The organism is Pseudomonas sp. MIL19, assembly GCF_028680365.1.
GTDB lineage: Bacteria > Pseudomonadota > Gammaproteobacteria > Pseudomonadales > Pseudomonadaceae > Aquipseudomonas > Aquipseudomonas spirodelae.
Genome location: NZ_JAPPVG010000006.1, coordinates 92,411 through 109,041, shown reverse-complemented (window position 1 = coordinate 109,041; position 16,631 = coordinate 92,411). Strand labels below are relative to the sequence as shown.

Here is a 16,631-nt window from a genome sequence, read left to right as displayed (position 1 = left end):
GCGAACACCTCGAAATCAGACTGTGAGAGGGCGGGTATCTGCGCAAGCGAGCCGCGCCCAGCGGTAAGTGGCCTTGATCCTAGGCGGCTTATGTTGGCCAGGCAAACGAGTAATACGCACCCTGTTGTGCGGTTTGCTCACTTCGAGATAGGGTTATTCGGCTTTTTACAGTGAATAAAGTGAGGCTGACGCACATATGCGCCGCAAGATTCCCAGCACGGCCGCCCTGATTGCTTTTGAGTCAGCCGCGCGCCATCAGAGTTTTACCCGGGCGGCCGATGAGCTAAGCCTGACCCAGGGCGCGGTCTGCCGGCAGATCGCTGGGCTGGAAGCCTTCCTTAATATTGAGCTGTTTCGCCGTTCACGGCGTGGGGTGAAGCTGACCGAGGCGGGCCAGTCCTATGCACGGCGGGTGGCTGGGCAGCTGGACGCCGTGGAGCGCGACACCTTGGCGGTAATGGGCCAGCAAGGGGCGATGAGTATCGAACTGGCCGTGGTGCCGACCTTCGGTACGCAGTGGCTGCTGCCACGGCTGAAAGACTTTCAGCACCTGCACCCGGAAATTACCGTCAATCTGACCAACCGCACGCGACCCTTTCTGTTTGCCGATACCGAGTTCGATGCGGCGGTGTACTTCGGCGATGGCGACTGGTCCGGTACCCAGGCGCACCTGCTGATGGGCGAGAACCCGATGCCAGTGTGCAGCCCGGCGCTGCTGGGTGAGCAGACGCACTTTAGCGGTGAACAAATGGCCAGCCTGCCGCTGTTGCAACAGACCACCCGGCCTTACGCCTGGCGTCAGTGGTTCAACGCCCAGGGTATCAGTACCGCGCGGGACATGGCCGGGCCGCGCTATGAGCTGTTCTCGATGCTGGCTCAGGCGGCCATGCATGAGATGGGCGTGGCGTTGATTCCGCCGTTTCTGATCCGCCGCGAGTTGGATGAAGGACGGCTGGTGATTGCGTCTGATAAGCCGCTCGCGGACAGCGGCCGGGCTTATTACTTGATTGTGCCGGAACGCAAAGTGCAGTCGGCGGCGCTCGCGGCGTTTCGTGATTGGTTGGTCGGCGAGGCGGCGCGTTACCGCAGCGCCTAGGTGTTTCAGGGGCAAGAACGCGGGTTCGCATCCGCATCGTTTGCACAGTAAAAGCGACTGGGTAAACGCCCGCCTGCTTGAGCATTTGTCAGCGAATTAGTGGTCGATCTGTGCATAAACACATGCGCGGATACGGCCTTATGCCGCCTTAAGTGTTAGGTAGTGGATTGTTTTACAAACTACATGAGAATCAGGCGCTAAAAACCGCTAAGGCCCATGCCTGCTGGTGTGAAGGCTATTTTTTACGCTGTGTTCGCTACTTTCTACATATCAGAAGATTCGATCGGCTGTCATCCACCATACGCATGGGTTTTTCCTCTGTAAGCAGCGTGATTGAAGGGCTAAGCCAGAAACGGCGCGGCCTGTGGTCGGTATGAAAAGTAGTCATAGACCTATAACTTGTAGTAATGCGATTTTCTTACTCCATAACTTCTTGAAGGGACTGTCGTTCGCCGGCAGAATGCGGGCCCCGCCACTTTTCGACGGGTTTGTGCTGATCCTCCCTAATGCCCGCGTGCCATCCGCAGTGCGCCGGTTCACCAAAAAGATCACGCAGGAGAATTGAAGTGCACATCGGTGTTCCTCTCGAAACCCATGCTGGTGAGACGCGCGTTGCCGCAACTCCCGAAACCATCAAGAAGCTGATCGGCCAAGGCCATCAGGTGACTGTACAGAGCGGTGCTGGCGTTAGCGCGAGCATTCCGGACAGCGCCTATGAAGCCGTTGGTGCAGCCATTGGTAACGATGCAGCTGCCTTCGGTGCCGATCTGGTGCTGAAAGTGGTCGCTCCGACTGACGCTGAACTGGCGCATATGAAAGCCGGTGCTGTATTGGTGGGCATGCTCAACCCGTTCAGCAACGAGACCATCGCGCGCATCAATGCTCGCGGCGTCACCGCCTTCGCCCTGGAGGCCGCCCCGCGTACCTCCCGCGCGCAGAGCCTGGACGTGCTGTCGTCGCAAGCCAACATCGCCGGCTACAAGGCCGTGTTGCTGGCGGCGCATCACTACCCGCGCTTTATGCCAATGTTGATGACCGCTGCCGGTACCGTTAAGGCCGCGCGCATCCTCATCCTCGGTGCCGGTGTAGCTGGCTTGCAGGCCATCGCTACGGCCAAGCGCCTAGGTGCGGTGATCGAAGCGTCCGACGTGCGTCCGGCGGTTAAAGAGCAGATCGAATCGCTCGGCGCCAAGTTCGTCGATGTGCCGTTCGAGACCGATGAAGAGCGCGAATGCGCCCAAGGTGTGGGCGGCTATGCCCGGCCGATGCCGGCGTCGTGGATGGAGCGTCAGGCCAAGGCGGTGCACGAGAAAGCCAAGCTGGCTGACATCGTCATCACCACCGCGCTGATCCCAGGCCGCAAGGCGCCGACCCTGCTGCATGCCGCCACCGTGGCGGAGATGAAGCCAGGCTCGGTGATCATCGACCTCGCTGCAGCGCAAGGCGGCAACTGCCCGCTGACCGTGGCTGAGCAAGTGGTGGTAGAGCACGGTGTGACCATCGTCGGCCATAGCAACCTGGCGGCTCTGGTGCCGGCCGATGCTTCGGCGCTGTACGCACGCAACCTGCTGGACTTCCTCAAGCTGGTCATCGACGGCGAAGGCAAGTTCCACCTCAACCTTGAAGACGACATCGTCGCCGCGTGCCTGATGTGCCGTGACGGCAATGTCGTGCGCACCAACGGCTAAGGGGAGTACCGCACATGGATATGATTTCCGACGGCATCTACAACCTGATCATCTTCGCCCTGGCCATCTACGTGGGTTACCACGTGGTGTGGAACGTGACCCCGGCGCTGCACACCCCGCTGATGGCGGTGACCAACGCGATTTCCGCGATCGTTATCGTCGGCGCCATGCTGGCCGCCGCTTTGACCGTGACCCCACTGGGTAAAACCATGGGCACCCTGGCTGTGGCCCTGGCTGCGGTCAACGTGTTTGGTGGTTTCCTGGTAACCCGGCGCATGCTGGAAATGTTTAAAAAGAAAGCGCCTAAAGCTGCTGCTGGGGAGAAGCACTGATGAGTATGAATCTGATCACTGTTCTCTACCTCGTTGCCTCGATCTGCTTTATCCAGGCACTTAAAGGTCTGTCGCACCCAACTACCTCGCGTCGTGGCAACCTGTTTGGCATGCTCGGTATGGGTTTGGCCGTACTGACAACCGTTGGCCTGATCTACAAGCTCGGTGCTGAAATCGCCACCGCCGGTATCGGCTACGTGATCGTCGGCCTGCTGGTCGGCGGTACTGCCGGCTCGGTGATGGCCAAGCGCGTAGAAATGACCAAGATGCCTGAGCTGGTCGCCTTCATGCACAGCATGATCGGCCTGGCCGCGGTGTTTATCGCTATTGCTGCCGTGGTTGAGCCGCAGTCGCTGGGTATCGTTGCAGCGCTGGGTGATGCGATTCCAGCGGGTAACCGTCTGGAGCTGTTCCTCGGTGCTGCCATCGGCGCCATCACCTTCTCCGGTTCGGTGATCGCCTTCGGCAAGCTCTCGGGCAAGTACAAGTTCCGCCTGTTCCAGGGCGCACCAGTACAGTTCAAGGGCCAACATTGGGTCAACCTGGCCATCGGCCTGGCGATTCTCGGCCTCGGCCTGGTGTACACCTTTACCGGTGACCTGACAGCCTTCGCCATCCTGCTGGCGCTGGCCTTTGTGATTGGCGTGCTGATCATCATCCCGATTGGCGGTGCAGACATGCCGGTCGTGGTGTCGATGCTCAACAGCTACTCGGGCTGGGCGGCGGCCGGTATCGGTTTCTCGCTGAACAACTCGATGTTGATCATTGCCGGCTCCTTGGTGGGCTCAAGCGGCGCGATCCTCTCGTACATTATGTGCAAGGCGATGAACCGCTCGTTCTTCAACGTGATCCTCGGTGGTTTCGGCGGTGCTCCGGCAGAAGCCGGTCCGGCGGGTGCCAAAGAAGCGCGTCCGGTTAAATCCGGCTCGAGCGACGATGCGGCCTTCCTGCTGACCAACGCCGACACCGTGATCATCGTGCCGGGCTACGGCCTTGCGGTGGCCCGTGCCCAGCATGCGCTGATGGAGCTGGCCGAGAAGCTGACCCATCGCGGCGTGACCGTGAAGTACGCGATCCACCCGGTTGCCGGGCGTATGCCCGGCCACATGAACGTGCTGCTGGCTGAGGCCGAAGTGCCTTACGAGCAAGTGTTCGAGATGGACGACATCAACTCCGAGTTCGGCCAAGCCGACGTGGTGCTGGTGTTGGGCGCCAACGACGTGGTCAACCCCGCGGCGAAGAACGACCCGACGTCGCCGATCGCCGGTATGCCGATTCTCGAGGCTTATAAAGCCAAGACTGTGATCGTCAACAAGCGCTCGATGGCCAGCGGCTATGCCGGCCTGGACAACGAACTGTTCTACCTCGACAAGACCATGATGGTCTTCGGCGACGCCAAGAAGGTCATCGAAGATATGGTTAAAGCGGTCGACTAAATCTCACTGCTGCGTTGTCGAAAAAGCCCGGCTCAAGAGCCGGGCTTTTTTCTGTCTGGTCGATCAAAAATTGGTTTTTCCAGGCGAAAATCTGAATAACAGGTCAACTGTAATAGAAGTGCAATCTGTAACTGTACCTGTACTAAATCACTGCTGAATAAGCATTTATTCAGGTGTTTTATCTGCCATTAATTGTTTTTCAGGCTAAAGAACTTATGGGCAGTACAGTTGATGCTAAAACAGGCCAAACAGTTACAAAGCAAGCTATCTATTGATGCTGCAATTCAATTCAGCTGTGGCTACTGCGTGCAGAGGGCGGTAGCAATAATGCTTGCATCGCAACACACCACTGACCCGCCACAAGCGGAAGGATGAGCACCATGGAACGTACCCTCAGTTCCGACCTGTTTTTTGATCACAGCCAAGCCACCGGCTCCAGCGCTCTGCCGCTGCGCATATTGTCTTCTGTTTTGCTTTGGCAGCGCCGTGCTGTCAGCCGCCGTCAACTTGCTCGTTTAGATGCCCGTCTGCTTGCAGATGCCGGAATCAGCGAAGCACAGCGTCAGGCCGAATTGAGTAAGCCTTTCTGGCGTTAAACGCCGCCAGACACCGATTTCTGCTCCTCCCTTTTATGGGATTTTTGAAGCTCCAGCGCCCTGCGTGCTGGGGCTTTCTTTTTGTCTGCAGGATTATTTATCCGTAACAGTCTGCTGTGCGTGCAGCGGTACAGTTTGGATAAAACTCCAACTGCGCCATAACAATTTACAGGTGCTGTCTCTGCCCGCTCCACGCCTTAGCGCGCATCCTAGGTTGCCATCTCTGTTGGTTGACAAGGAATTGCGCCATGGAACGCACGCTCAAACGCCGGCCCTCACTCTCTGCCCAGGACAGTCGTCCGCTATGGCTGAAGCTCTATGCCACGCTGTGTGGCTGGCAACGCAATCGGCACACGCGTAAGCATTTGGCGCACCTGGATAGTCGTCAGTTAGCGGATGCCGGGATCAGTGAGGCACAGCGTCAGGTTGAGTTGGAAAAGCCGTTTTGGCGCTGATCGGCCTGGCAACCAACTGGCCCGCGCCCGGTCTACAATGAACTCAGCCCGACTGTTGGGCCTTTTCAGGAGCGTGGATATGAATGCGATAAAGACCTTTAGCCTGGCGGCACTCTTGGCGCTGGCGGGTACGGCTAGCGCCACCAGTTTTGTGGTGACCACGGATGCAGTGGTGGGTGCGATTGGCGCAACCTCGGACGCCAGCTCCGATGTTTCCTCTTCATTTGGTGATGACAAGATTGTGCTCGCCGCGCGTGATGACGCCGCCGCTTTTGTAGCGAGTCAGGGCAATATCCGCGGCGTGCGTCTGGAGGCCGCGTTGCAGCATATCCGCCAGCAGTTGCCGACCTTGGTAAGCGACGATATGCAATTGGCGAGCGCAATCCTCAGTCTCTGAGTGGGGGTGATGCCAGCGCTTAGCTACAAGCGCTGGCGGAACTGTGTGGCAGAATACTCGTCCAAACCAACCCCGTCGGGTTGATGGTTGTTTATTGGAGATGCGTATGCGCCCTACCTTACTCGGTGCTGTAGTTGCGATTGTTCTGTTGAGTGCCACTGCCCAGGCGCAAACCTTGGTGGCGACTAGCAACATCATCGTGCGTGCACTGGATCGCACCCTGGATTTCACGTCGGATACCACCACCTCAGTTCGCGATTCGAAAATCGTGTTGGCCGCGCGTGACGATGCGGCCAGCTTTGTGGCCAGCCAAGGGCAGATCCGTGGCGCGCAACTGGAAGCGGCCATCGTCACCATTCGCAGCCAAGTGCCTGAAGCACAGGGTGCTTCTGATCTGGTCTTGGCCGAAGCCATTCTGGCGCTGTGAATTGGCCGCGTACCTGGCTACTGTTACTGGCAGTATTCGCCAGCACCACTAGCCAGGCCGGGCTGAGTCTGCAGCTGAACGACGCGGCACTCAGTGCCCGCGAACGTCAGGCCAGCCAGCAGCTGTTGCAAGAGGCGCTGGAGGCGTTGCCGCAGCGCTTCAAGCAACAACTCGACCGCCGCGTCAGTGTTCGCTGGGGCGACATGCCTGCAGAGGTCTATGGCCGTGCCGGACGTTTCAGCGGCATCGAACTGAATGCCGCGCTGCTGCCAGCCTTGAGCGACGGCAGCAGCGCTTCTCACCAAACCGCTCGCCCACATGGCAGCGTGCGCCGCGAACTGCTGGCGACGGTGCTGCACGAACTCACCCATCTGTATGACCGCGCCCAGCGTTGGCCACAGGCGGACAGGCAGCTGCAACGCCAGTGTCGCCAGCGTGAGCAGAGCCTGGGGGCTGTCGGGTTGCCTGATTATTGCCGGGGTCAAACGGCGCGGCGTTTTACCCTGAGTGATGATCCGCTGTTGCTCGACCTAGCGGGCTGGCCGCAACAGGTTGGCAGGCGTGGTGAGCGCGAGCACGAGAACCACCAAGTGGCGCGTAGCCCAGACCGCTATGAGTTGACGAACCCGCGCGAGTACCTCGCGGTGAACATGGAGTACTTCCTCCTCGACCCCAGCTACGCCTGCCGCCGACCTTCGCTGGCGCGCTACTTGAGTGCACATTTCGGCTGGTCGCCTGCTGGCCAAGAAACGTGCGCAGGTGGCTTGGCCTATCTGAACGCCGGGCGCGACTTTGCCCGCCAGCCGCTCGGCAGCATCGACCCGCAGCGGGTCTATCAGGTGGATTATTTACTCGCCGAAGCCAACGACGCGCTAGCTAGTCGCTGGGGGCACAGCATGCTGCGCCTGGTGATCTGCGCGCCCGGCCGGCCGCTGGGGCCGGATTGTCGGTTGGACCTGCAGGAGCATCTGGTGCTGTCTTACCGTGCCTTTGTCGGCGATGTGCAGCTGTCCAGTTGGGATGGCCTGACCGGGGCTTATCCTTCACGGTTATTCGTCCTGCCGCTGGCCCAGGTGATTGAGGAATACACCAAGGTTGAGCTGCGTAGCCTGGCCTCGGTGCCGCTTAAGCTTGAACGTCCGCAACTGGAGCAGCTGGTGATTCGCGCGGCTGAGCAGCACTGGAGTTATGACGGCGATTACTGGTTCCTTTCCAACAACTGCGCCGTGGAAACCCTCAAGCTGCTGCGTAGCGGCAGCCAGCACCCCCAGCTGCATGCACTCGACAGCATCATGCCCAACGGCCTGTTGGATACCCTGGCCGCCCGTGATTTGGCTGACCGCAGCGTGCTCGCTGACGATGCTGAGGCGTTGCGCCTGGGGTATCGCTTTGACTCCTTCCGTGACCGCTATCAAGCCATGTTTAGCGTGTTGCAGGCGCAATTGCCAATTACCCAGGCGCACGTTGAGGATTGGTTGAACTTGCCTGCGGCGGAGCGCCAGCCCTGGTTTGCTCAGGCCAATCTGCGCACCAGCGCGGCGCTGCTGCTGCTTGAGCAGGCGGCGCTGCGCCGACAGTTGCTGCTGGCCCAGGATGAGCTCAAGCGCCGCTACCTGAGCGGGCGCGAGAGCGCTGATCCTGAACTCAATACGGCGGGTGGTGCGCTGCAGCAGATTCTCGCCAACAGCGGTTTTCTCAGTCGTCCGGCGGAGTTACTCGAAGGCGGCTATGGCCTGCCGCAACGCGCCGAATGGCAACGCTTGGAAGCCGAGAGCCAGGCGCGCCAGCAGCAACTGCGTCAGCTTAGCGATAACCTCGACCAGGAAGTGCGCACCTTATTGGAACCTGCTCGCCTGGCGGAATTACAAGCAGCTGAAGCCAATCTGGCACAGCTCGGTCAACACCTGCGCACGTTGCACAAAGCCAGCGGCGGTTTGCAATTGCCCTAGCGAGAACGCCCAAGATCAACGCCGGCCTTGCGTCACTCCATGCGCCTGCTCAAGATGGCGGCTTGCTTGTGGCTGGAGGTTGCCGTGCAGGAATTGTTGCTGGCCTTGTGGCCGCTGTTTGCGTTGATCGTGGCCGGTTTCTACCTGCGGCGCTGGGCGTTTCCCAGTGAGGCATTCTGGCCCGGCGCTGAGCGTCTGAATTACTTCATGCTGTTCCCGGCGCTGCTGTTCAGCAGCCTGGCCAAGGCGCCGCTGGATAACCCTGCGTTGCCGCGCTTAGCGTTGGCGGTAATGCTGGCGCTGGGCATCGCCTGGCTGGCGCTGCTGGTGGTACGCCGCCTGCGCGGCTGGCCGGCGGGGCGCTTCGGCGCATTTAGCCAGGGCATTCTGCGGTTCAACACCTACCTCGGCCTGGCAGCGGTGGGCAGCCTATTTGGCCAGGAAGGCCTGACTCTGGCAGCCATCATGCTTGCCTTGATGGTGCCGACGGTGAATGTGCTGTCGGTCTGGTCGCTGACCGCCGAGCGTGGCGTCAGTGCGCGCAGCCTGTTATTACCGATCCTGAAGAACCCGCTGATTCTTGCCTGCCTCGGTGGTGCCTTGGTCAACCTCAGTGGCCTTGGTTTACCCGGTGGCAGTGATCGCCTGCTCAGCTTGTTGGCGGCTGCCAGTTTGCCGTTGGGTCTGCTGTGTGTGGGCGCGGCGTTGAAACCCGAGCAATTGACTGGCGAGATTCCGGCGTTGCTCGGCAACAGCCTGCTGCGCTTGTTAGCCATGCCAATGCTGGCGTGGGCTGTGGCCTATGGTCTGCAATTACCGACGATGGAAAGCACGGTATTGGTGCTGTTCTTTGCCTTGCCAACCGCGCCAACGGCGTATGTGTTGACCCGGCACTTGGGCGGGGACAGCCACTTAATGGCGGGGATTATTACCCTGCAAACTCTTTTGGCGGCGGCCAGTCTGCCGCTGTTGTTGCTATTGTTCGTGGGCTGATGCAGGTGCTTGGCGCGGTGTCGGACTGACGACTGGGTTTGGTGGTGCAGCTAATTTACTGTATTTATATACAGTAAATTATGGAGCCCACTCATGCCTGTTTCCTTGCCGCCGCGCGGTCGCGGTACTGCCAGTAACCCGCATAATCGCTTTGCCCCGCAGCGCATTATCGCCAGCGATGACGGCTGGTTTCAGGAAGTGCCGCCCAGCCGGGCGACTGAGGTGCACAGCGAAACCGCAAAAAGCATCATCACCCGTAACCAGTCGCCGGACCTGCCCTTCGACCGTTCACTCAACCCCTACCGTGGCTGTGAACATGGCTGTATTTACTGCTACGCCAGGCCCAGTCACGCCTATTGGGATCTGTCGCCGGGGCTGGATTTCGAAACCAAGCTGATCGCCAAGACCAATGCCGTTGCGCTGCTCGAACAGCAGCTGAGTAAGCCTGGCTATGTATGCGCGCCGATCAACCTGGGCTCCAACACCGATCCTTATCAACCGATCGAGCGCCAGCACCTGCTGACCCGCAACAGCCTCAAGGTGCTGCTCGACTATCGCCATCCGGCGACCATCATTACCAAGGGGGCGCTGATTCTGCGCGACCTCGACCTGCTCACTGAGCTGGCGCAGCAGCGCCTGGTGGCGGTGATGATCAGCCTGACGACTCTGGATGATGAACTGAAACGCATCATGGAGCCGCGTGCAGCGGCACCGGCAGCACGTTTGCGAGCGATTCGGGTATTGCGCGAAAACCGCATTCCAGTCGGTGTCCTGTGTTCACCGATGATCCCCATGATCAATGACATGGAGCTTGAGCATCTTTTAGCGGCGGCCAAAGAGGCCGGCGCGCAAAGCGCCAATTATATGCTGCTGCGTCTGCCGCGTGAGGTGGCGCCGTTGTTTACGGAATGGCTGCACGCCCATTACCCGCAACGTGCCGAGCATGTGCTCAGCCTGATCCGTCAGAGTCGCGGTGGTGCGCTGTATGACAGTCGCTTCGGTCAGCGTTTTCGTGGTGAGGGCGCTTTTGCTGAATTGCTCGCACAGCGCTTTGCCTTGGCCAGCAAACGCCTTGGGCTGAATCGACGCGAGACGTTCAACCTCGACTGCACGCGTTTTTGTCCGCCGGGCGGCCAGCTGGCGCTGCTCTAAGCGGCGCGCAAGCTGGGTGGTTGCCGTTAGGGCCTGCGGCAGTGACACTTGGCATGTGACTTGCCAGCCTGCTTGGCTGTCGCTTTAGCAGGTTTTTTCAGGTTCAGAGGTCGCAAACATGCCATACAAGCATCAGTTGATCCCGCTGCAAGGGCGCACGGGCAGTGAAACTGCCGAGGAAGCCCTGCAGAGTATCGTCGATGGCTTCAAACGTTTTCGTTGCGAGATCTTCCCGCAGCAGGAAGATCTGTTCAAAAAACTGGCCACCGCGCAGAGTCCGCGGGCAATGTTTATCACCTGCGCCGACTCGCGGGTGGTGCCTGAATTGATCACCCAAAGCTCGCCGGGCGATCTGTTCGTCAACCGCAATGTCGGCAACGTGGTGCCGCCCTACGGGCAGATGATGGGCGGGGTTTCCACGGCGATCGAGTATGCGGTGATGGCCTTGGGCGTACAGCACATCATCATTTGCGGGCATTCCGATTGCGGGGCAATGAAAGCAGTACTCAACCCGGCTGAGCTGGAGCGCATGCCCACGGTAAAAGCCTGGTTGCGCCATGCTGAAGTGGCCAAGACGGTGGTGGCAGACAACTGTGGCTGCGCCGATCACAACACCCTGGGCATCCTCACCGAGGAAAACGTGGTGGCGCAGCTCGACCACCTGCGCACCCACCCTTCGGTGGCGTCTCGTATGGCTTGCGGGCAGGTGTTTATCCACGGTTGGGTGTATGACATCGAAACCAGCGAGATCAAGGCTTACGACGCGGAAAAGGGCGAGTTCCGTCTGATCGATGATGGGCCACTGCCGATGGCCACGCCGCGCCCGCGCTACCTGCCGAGCTAGTCGGCAGCCGCGCGGATGTTAGGGTTAGCCCGCTGCGCGGGTTTCATCCAATTGCAGTTCTACCCCAAGCTGGCGTGACAGGCACGGCCAGCGCTGCCACGCCGCCTCGGTCTGCGGGCTGTGCAGGCGCTCGCGATAGGTTTGCACGGAGTTCTGGGCAAAGCTGGCGTCGTCGAGCATGCCCTCGACGGCATGATGCACAGCCTCATCCAGTTGATTGGCAAAGGGCTCACCGATCAATTGGTGAGCAATCAGATTAGCCACCGTGGTATCCAGCGGAATCAACGGGGCGCCCAGGTGGGTGATATAGCGATCATTCACTTCTTCGACCAAGCGGTGGGCCAGATAGGCTTCATCGAGTAAGCCTTCCAACCCCTCATGGCCGGCCATCAGCGCGGGTGGCTGCAGAAAGAATTGCTCGGCAATCTTCAGCACCGGCTTGATCTGCGCCTCGATCCCGGCTTCCTGCGCGACTTGCTGGGCGGCCAGTAACAATTCTGGCACCTGCTCGATATAGGCGCTGACAAACTGCTGCAGCACGCCGGAGGTGTCTTCGCTGGGTAGGCGGATGGAGGGGTGTAGCTGCCCCGCGTGTGCCTGCATCTGCTTGCTCAGATGACCCGTACTGGCTTCGTGTTGGTGTGCACGCTGGATCAGCGCGTGCAAAGCGGCGATGTTCATGACTGCTCCTGAAGTGAGGACATGGACGAGAACCTTAGTTGGCTGAGCGTAGCTGCTAAGACTCGATTGTCATAATTATTAAACATTTATGCGGACTGGCTATAAGTAGTCGTCGCCACTCCGGTCTATCCCACGCCAACCGTGGTCTTTAGCGCGTGCACTTGCAGTGCGTTGCTCTTTTCGGCTTTCGCGTTGCCAGGTGCAAGTCCCTGTCTATACTCGAACTCGAAAGGCAGTACCTGATAACTCCGAATCAGCTGCGGCATGGACAGTCTTCCTAGGCATTTTCCCCGAGAAAATGCCTGATGGCTCAGCCTCTGACCGGTTCGGCGGGATAACAAGAATAATTAAGGGGAACCCGCAATGATGCGACATCCACGAGTCTGGATGGGCCTCCTGTTGTGGTTGGTATACAGCTCGGCACACGCCAGCTGGGGCATCAATATGACGCCCGGTGCCACCGAGGTGAGCCGCTCAGTATTTGACTTGCACATGACCATCTTCTGGATCTGCGTCGTCATCGGCGTGATCGTATTTGGTGCCATGTTCTGGTCGATGCTGGTCCACCGCCGCTCCACAGGTCAGGAGCCCGCGCACTTTCACGAAAGCACCACAGTCGAGATTCTCTGGACGGTCGTACCGTTGGTGATTCTGGTACTGATGGCCATCCCGGCGACCAAAACCCTGATCGATATCTACGACTCCAGCGAGTCTGAACTGGATATTCAGGTCACCGGTTATCAGTGGAAATGGCACTACAAATACCTGGGTGAAGATGTCGAGTTCTTCAGCAACCTGACCACCCCCAAAGATCAGATCAACAACAAGGCCACCAAGGGTGAGCATTACCTGCTGGAGGTAGACGAGCCGCTGGTGGTGCCGGTTGGCACCAAAGTGCGCTTTCTGATTACTGCCGCCGATGTCATTCACTCCTGGTGGGTGCCGGCGTTGGCGGTGAAAAAGGATGCGATCCCGGGCTTCGTCAATGAGTCCTGGACGCGCATCGACGAGCCCGGCATCTACCGTGGCCAATGCACCGAGCTGTGCGGCAAGGACCATGGGTTTATGCCGATTGTGGTCGAAGCCAAGTCGAAAGAGGACTACGCCACTTGGCTCGCCGAGCGCAAACAACTCGCGGCTGCCGAGAAGGAGCTGACCAGTAAAGAGTGGAGCATGGATGAGCTGATGGCGCGCGGCGAGAAGTCGTATCTGACCAACTGTGCGTCTTGCCATCAGCCGACGGGCGAGGGGCTGCCGCCGATGTTCCCGGCGCTTAAAGGCTCAGCGATTGCTGTCGGACCTGCGGCCGGTCATATCGATATCGTGGTCAACGGCAAGCCAGGTACGGCCATGGCGGCGTTCGGCAAGCAACTCTCGGAAGTCGATATCGCGGCGATCATTACCTACGAGCGCAATGCCTGGGGCAATGCGGTCGGTGACATGGTCACGCCAAAAGACATCCTCGCGTTCAAACAGGCTCAGGAGTAAGGACATGAGTGCAGTGATCGATCCGGGCCACGCAGGCCACGGTCATGCCGGACATGACCATCACCACGGCCCGGCCAAAGGCCTGATGCGCTGGGTGTTGACCACCAACCATAAAGATATCGGCACCATGTACCTGTGGTTCAGCTTTGCCATGTTCTTGCTGGGCGGCATCATGGCGATGGTGATCCGTGCCGAGTTGTTCCAGCCGGGCTTGCAGATTGTGCAGCCGGAGTTCTTCAACCAGATGACCACTATGCATGGTCTGATCATGGTCTTCGGCGCTGTCATGCCGGCGTTTGTCGGCCTGGCCAACTGGATGATTCCGTTGATGATTGGCGCGCCGGACATGGCCCTGCCGCGCATGAACAACTTCAGTTTCTGGCTGCTGCCAGCGGCCTTTAGCATGTTGGTTAGCACGCTGTTTATGGAGGGTGGTGGGCCGAACTTCGGCTGGACTTTCTATGCGCCGTTATCGACGACCTACGCACCGGAGTCGGTGACCTTCTTCATCTTTGCCGTGCACTTGATGGGCTTCAGTTCGATCATGGGCGCGATCAACGTGATTGCCACCATCCTCAACCTGCGTGCCCCCGGCATGACCCTGATGAAGATGCCCTTGTTCGTCTGGACCTGGCTGATTACCGCGTTCTTGCTGATTGCTGTAATGCCGGTGTTGGCGGGTGTGGTGACCATGATGCTGATGGACATTCACTTCGGCACCAGTTTCTTCAGCGCGGCTGGTGGTGGTGATCCGGTTTTGTTCCAGCACGTGTTCTGGTTCTTCGGTCATCCCGAGGTATACATCATGATCTTGCCGGCATTCGGCGCGGTCAGTGCAATTATCCCGGCGTTCGCCCGTAAGCCGCTGTTTGGTTACACCTCAATGGTCTATGCCACGGCGGCGATCGCGTTCCTGTCATTTATCGTCTGGGCGCACCACATGTTCACCGTGGGCATTCCGCTCACCGGTGAGCTGTTCTTTATGTACGCGACCATGCTGATTGCCGTACCGACCGGGGTGAAGGTGTTCAACTGGGCCAGCACTATGTGGCGTGGTTCGATGACCTTCGAGACACCGATGTTGTTCTCGGTGGCCTTCGTCATCCTGTTCACCATCGGCGGTTTCTCCGGGTTGATGCTGGCCATCGCCCCGGCGGATTTTCAGTACCACGACACCTACTTTGTGGTGGCGCATTTCCACTATGTGCTGGTACCGGGCGCGATCTTTGGCATCTTTGCGTCGGCTTACTTCTGGCTGCCGAAGTGGACGGGGCACATGTATGACGAGACGCTCGGCAAGCTGCATTTCTGGATGAGTTTTATCGGCATGAACATGGCGTTCTTCCCGATGCACTTTGTCGGCCTGGCCGGCATGCCGCGGCGTATTCCCGACTACAACATGATGTTCGCCAACTTCAACATGGTCTCGAGCATTGGTGCCTTTATGTTCGGCGCTACTCAGTTGTTGTTCCTGTTTATTGTCATTAAGTGCATTCGTGGGGGTAAACCCGCGCCGGCCAAACCCTGGGATGGAGCAGAGGGGTTGGAATGGTCGATACCGTCGCCGGCGCCTTACCACACTTTCAGCACACCACCGGACGTGAAATAAGGAGCCGCAGCGATGAGCGAAGCCCTGTCGACACGTCGTTTGGTGATACGCCTGTCATTGGTGGTGGTCGCCATGTTCGGCTTTGGCTTCGCCCTGGTGCCAATCTACGACGTGATGTGCCAAGCCTTCGGCATCAACGGTAAAACCGCCGGGGCCTATGAAGGCAGCCAGGCGGTGGACGAACAGCGCCAGGTGCGCGTGCAGTTTCTCGCCACCAATGCCGCCGAGATGGTCTGGGAGTTCGGCCCCCAAGCAGATGAAGTGGTGGTGCATCCGGGCGACAGCACGCAAATGTTGTTTGTGGCGTACAACCCCACCGACAAGCCGATGACCGCTCAGGCGATCCCCAGTGTGGCACCGTCGAAAGCGGCCGCTTATTTCCACAAAACCGAATGCTTTTGCTTTACCCAGCAAGTACTGCAACCCGGTGAGCGCATCGAAATGCCGGTGCGCTTTATCGTCGATAGAGACTTACCGGCAGATGTTCGCCACCTAACCCTGGCTTACACCTTGTTTGATGTCACCGCGCGCATGCCGCCGGTGGCGCAAGCGACCCCTACTCGGGCGGCTCCATAAGGAGAACAATAAATGTCGAGTCATGAAAGCCACGAAAGCTATTACGTCCCGGCCCAGAGCAAGTGGCCGATTATCGCTACCCTGGGCATGCTGTTTTCGGTGTACGGCGTGGGCACCTGGTTCAATGATATGAAGGCCGATCGCGCCGACTCCAACGGCCCGCTGATCTTCTTTGTCGGCGGTCTGTTTCTCGCTTACATGCTATTCGGCTGGTTTGGCAATGTGATCAAGGAAAGCCGCTCCGGCATGTACAGCCCGCAGATGGATCGCTCGTTTCGCTGGGGCATGAGCTGGTTTATTTTTTCCGAAGTGATGTTCTTTGCCGCGTTCTTCGGCGTGCTGTTCTATGTGCGCACCTGGGCCGGGCCATGGCTGGGTGGCGAGGGCGATAAAGGGGTGAGCAACATGCTCTGGCCGGGCTTCGAGTACAGTTGGCCACTGCTCAATACGCCTGATCCTAAACTCTATCCGGCACCTAGCGGCACCATCAGCGCCTGGGGCCTGCCGCTGATTAACACCATTCTGCTGGTCACTTCCAGCTTCACCCTGACGTTCGCCCACCACGCATTACGCAAGAACCAGCGCAAGCCGCTGACCCTGTGGCTGGCGCTGACGGTGATTCTCGGCATTGCCTTTCTGGTGTTGCAGGTCGAGGAATATATCCATGCCTACACCGAACTGGGCCTAACCCTAGGGTCGGGCATCTACGGCGCGACCTTCTTTATGCTCACCGGCTTTCATGGTGCCCACGTGACTCTGGGGGCACTGATGCTGAGCATCATGTTGATTCGGGTTATTCGCGGTCATTTCAGCCCCGAGCAGCACTTCGGTTTTGAGGCGGCCGCCTGGTATTGGCACTTTGTCGATGTGGTGTGGATTGGCTTGTTTGTCTTCGTCTATGTGTTGTAACGC

17 protein-coding genes are annotated in these 16,631 nt (G+C 59.0%); 16 read left to right on the top strand and 1 reads right to left on the bottom strand.

The genetic code is table 11. The features are described from left to right. The first annotated feature begins 196 nt into the window (after positions 1-196). From N1078_RS06630 to N1078_RS06575, 12 genes are all read left to right on the top strand, one after another. Positions 197-1,096: a LysR family transcriptional regulator gene (locus tag N1078_RS06630; protein WP_274087418.1), complete on the top strand. Its 900-nt coding sequence runs from the start codon at positions 197-199 to the stop codon at positions 1,094-1,096. A gap of 566 nt (positions 1,097-1,662) precedes the next feature. After that, positions 1,663-2,784 carry a Re/Si-specific NAD(P)(+) transhydrogenase subunit alpha gene (locus N1078_RS06625; protein ID WP_274087417.1) on the top strand — a complete coding sequence of 374 codons (1,122 nt, stop codon included), beginning with the start codon at positions 1,663-1,665 and terminating at the stop codon, positions 2,782-2,784. Positions 2,785-2,798: 14 nt separating this feature from the next. Further along, on the top strand, positions 2,799-3,116 hold the full coding sequence (locus N1078_RS06620; RefSeq protein WP_090241161.1) for an NAD(P) transhydrogenase subunit alpha: 318 nt from the start codon (positions 2,799-2,801) through the stop codon (positions 3,114-3,116). Then, complete coding sequence (locus N1078_RS06615; protein ID WP_274087416.1) at positions 3,116-4,552, top strand: NAD(P)(+) transhydrogenase (Re/Si-specific) subunit beta; 1,437 nt, start codon at positions 3,116-3,118, stop codon at positions 4,550-4,552. Before N1078_RS06620 ends, N1078_RS06615 begins: the two co-directional genes overlap by 1 nt. A gap of 380 nt (positions 4,553-4,932) precedes the next feature. Next, entirely contained in the window at positions 4,933-5,148 is a 216-nt protein-coding gene (locus tag N1078_RS06610) for a DUF1127 domain-containing protein (protein ID WP_274087415.1), read from the top strand. A 248-nt stretch (positions 5,149-5,396) separates the two neighbouring features. Continuing rightward, positions 5,397-5,603: a DUF1127 domain-containing protein gene (locus N1078_RS06605; RefSeq protein ID WP_274087414.1), complete on the top strand. Its 207-nt coding sequence runs from the start codon at positions 5,397-5,399 to the stop codon at positions 5,601-5,603. 79 nt (positions 5,604-5,682) lie between these two features. Further along, complete coding sequence (locus tag N1078_RS06600) at positions 5,683-6,000, top strand: DUF2388 domain-containing protein (protein WP_274087413.1); 318 nt, start codon at positions 5,683-5,685, stop codon at positions 5,998-6,000. Between the two features lie 106 nt (positions 6,001-6,106). After that, positions 6,107-6,427: a DUF2388 domain-containing protein gene (locus N1078_RS06595; RefSeq protein WP_274087412.1), complete on the top strand. Its 321-nt coding sequence runs from the start codon at positions 6,107-6,109 to the stop codon at positions 6,425-6,427. Next, entirely contained in the window at positions 6,424-8,376 is a 1,953-nt protein-coding gene (locus N1078_RS06590) for a DUF7844 domain-containing protein (RefSeq protein WP_274087411.1), read from the top strand. Before N1078_RS06595 ends, N1078_RS06590 begins: the two co-directional genes overlap by 4 nt. A 54-nt stretch (positions 8,377-8,430) precedes the next feature. Then, positions 8,431-9,369 carry an AEC family transporter gene (locus N1078_RS06585; RefSeq protein ID WP_274087439.1) on the top strand — a complete coding sequence of 313 codons (939 nt, stop codon included), beginning with the start codon at positions 8,431-8,433 and terminating at the stop codon, positions 9,367-9,369. Positions 9,370-9,462: 93 nt separating this feature from the next. After that, the gene (locus tag N1078_RS06580) at positions 9,463-10,521 is read left to right on the top strand and encodes a PA0069 family radical SAM protein (RefSeq protein WP_274087410.1); all 1,059 of its coding nucleotides are present in this window, start codon (positions 9,463-9,465) and stop codon (positions 10,519-10,521) included. 118 nt (positions 10,522-10,639) lie between these two features. Continuing rightward, positions 10,640-11,365 carry a carbonic anhydrase gene (locus tag N1078_RS06575; RefSeq protein ID WP_274087409.1) on the top strand — a complete coding sequence of 242 codons (726 nt, stop codon included), beginning with the start codon at positions 10,640-10,642 and terminating at the stop codon, positions 11,363-11,365. A 24-nt stretch (positions 11,366-11,389) separates the two neighbouring features. On the opposite strand, the gene N1078_RS06570 is transcribed toward N1078_RS06575, so the two are convergent. Next, positions 11,390-12,046, bottom strand: a complete 657-nt coding sequence (locus N1078_RS06570) for a hypothetical protein (RefSeq protein WP_274087408.1) — start codon at positions 12,044-12,046, stop codon at positions 11,390-11,392. Positions 12,047-12,409: 363 nt separating this feature from the next. On the opposite strand from N1078_RS06570, the gene coxB reads away from it, so the two are divergent. From coxB to N1078_RS06550, 4 genes are read left to right on the top strand one after another with little or no spacing between them, the layout of a single operon-like run. Continuing rightward, complete coding sequence (gene coxB, locus N1078_RS06565; protein WP_274087407.1) at positions 12,410-13,534, top strand: cytochrome c oxidase subunit II; 1,125 nt, start codon at positions 12,410-12,412, stop codon at positions 13,532-13,534. 4 nt (positions 13,535-13,538) lie between these two features. Next, positions 13,539-15,143, top strand: coding sequence for a cytochrome c oxidase subunit I (ctaD, locus tag N1078_RS06560; RefSeq protein WP_274087406.1), 1,605 nt, complete (start codon positions 13,539-13,541; stop codon positions 15,141-15,143). A 12-nt stretch (positions 15,144-15,155) separates the two neighbouring features. Next, a complete protein-coding gene (locus N1078_RS06555) occupies positions 15,156-15,719 on the top strand; it encodes a cytochrome c oxidase assembly protein (RefSeq protein ID WP_274087405.1) in 564 nt (187 codons plus the stop codon). Between the two features lie 12 nt (positions 15,720-15,731). Beyond that, complete coding sequence (locus N1078_RS06550) at positions 15,732-16,628, top strand: cytochrome c oxidase subunit 3 (protein WP_274087404.1); 897 nt, start codon at positions 15,732-15,734, stop codon at positions 16,626-16,628. Positions 16,629-16,631: the final 3 nt, after the last annotated feature.

Excerpts from the sequence above, each read along its gene's own strand:
- N1078_RS06630 (WP_274087418.1), top strand. The coding sequence starts at position 197 with ATGCGCCGCAAGATTCCCAGCACGGCCGCCCTGATTGCTTTTGAGTCA.
- N1078_RS06620 (WP_090241161.1), top strand. The coding sequence starts at position 2,799 with ATGGATATGATTTCCGACGGCATCTACAACCTGATCATCTTCGCCCTG.
- N1078_RS06615 (WP_274087416.1), top strand. The coding sequence starts at position 3,116 with ATGAGTATGAATCTGATCACTGTTCTCTACCTCGTTGCCTCGATCTGC.
- N1078_RS06610 (WP_274087415.1), top strand. The coding sequence starts at position 4,933 with ATGGAACGTACCCTCAGTTCCGACCTGTTTTTTGATCACAGCCAAGCC.
- N1078_RS06605 (WP_274087414.1), top strand. The coding sequence starts at position 5,397 with ATGGAACGCACGCTCAAACGCCGGCCCTCACTCTCTGCCCAGGACAGT.
- N1078_RS06600 (WP_274087413.1), top strand. The coding sequence starts at position 5,683 with ATGAATGCGATAAAGACCTTTAGCCTGGCGGCACTCTTGGCGCTGGCG.
- N1078_RS06595 (WP_274087412.1), top strand. The coding sequence starts at position 6,107 with ATGCGCCCTACCTTACTCGGTGCTGTAGTTGCGATTGTTCTGTTGAGT.
- N1078_RS06585 (WP_274087439.1), top strand. The coding sequence starts at position 8,431 with ATGGCGGCTTGCTTGTGGCTGGAGGTTGCCGTGCAGGAATTGTTGCTG.
- N1078_RS06580 (WP_274087410.1), top strand. The coding sequence starts at position 9,463 with ATGCCTGTTTCCTTGCCGCCGCGCGGTCGCGGTACTGCCAGTAACCCG.
- N1078_RS06575 (WP_274087409.1), top strand. The coding sequence starts at position 10,640 with ATGCCATACAAGCATCAGTTGATCCCGCTGCAAGGGCGCACGGGCAGT.
- N1078_RS06570 (WP_274087408.1), bottom strand. The coding sequence starts at position 12,046 with ATGAACATCGCCGCTTTGCACGCGCTGATCCAGCGTGCACACCAACAC.
- coxB (WP_274087407.1), top strand. The coding sequence starts at position 12,410 with ATGATGCGACATCCACGAGTCTGGATGGGCCTCCTGTTGTGGTTGGTA.
- ctaD (WP_274087406.1), top strand. The coding sequence starts at position 13,539 with ATGAGTGCAGTGATCGATCCGGGCCACGCAGGCCACGGTCATGCCGGA.
- N1078_RS06555 (WP_274087405.1), top strand. The coding sequence starts at position 15,156 with ATGAGCGAAGCCCTGTCGACACGTCGTTTGGTGATACGCCTGTCATTG.
- N1078_RS06550 (WP_274087404.1), top strand. The coding sequence starts at position 15,732 with ATGTCGAGTCATGAAAGCCACGAAAGCTATTACGTCCCGGCCCAGAGC.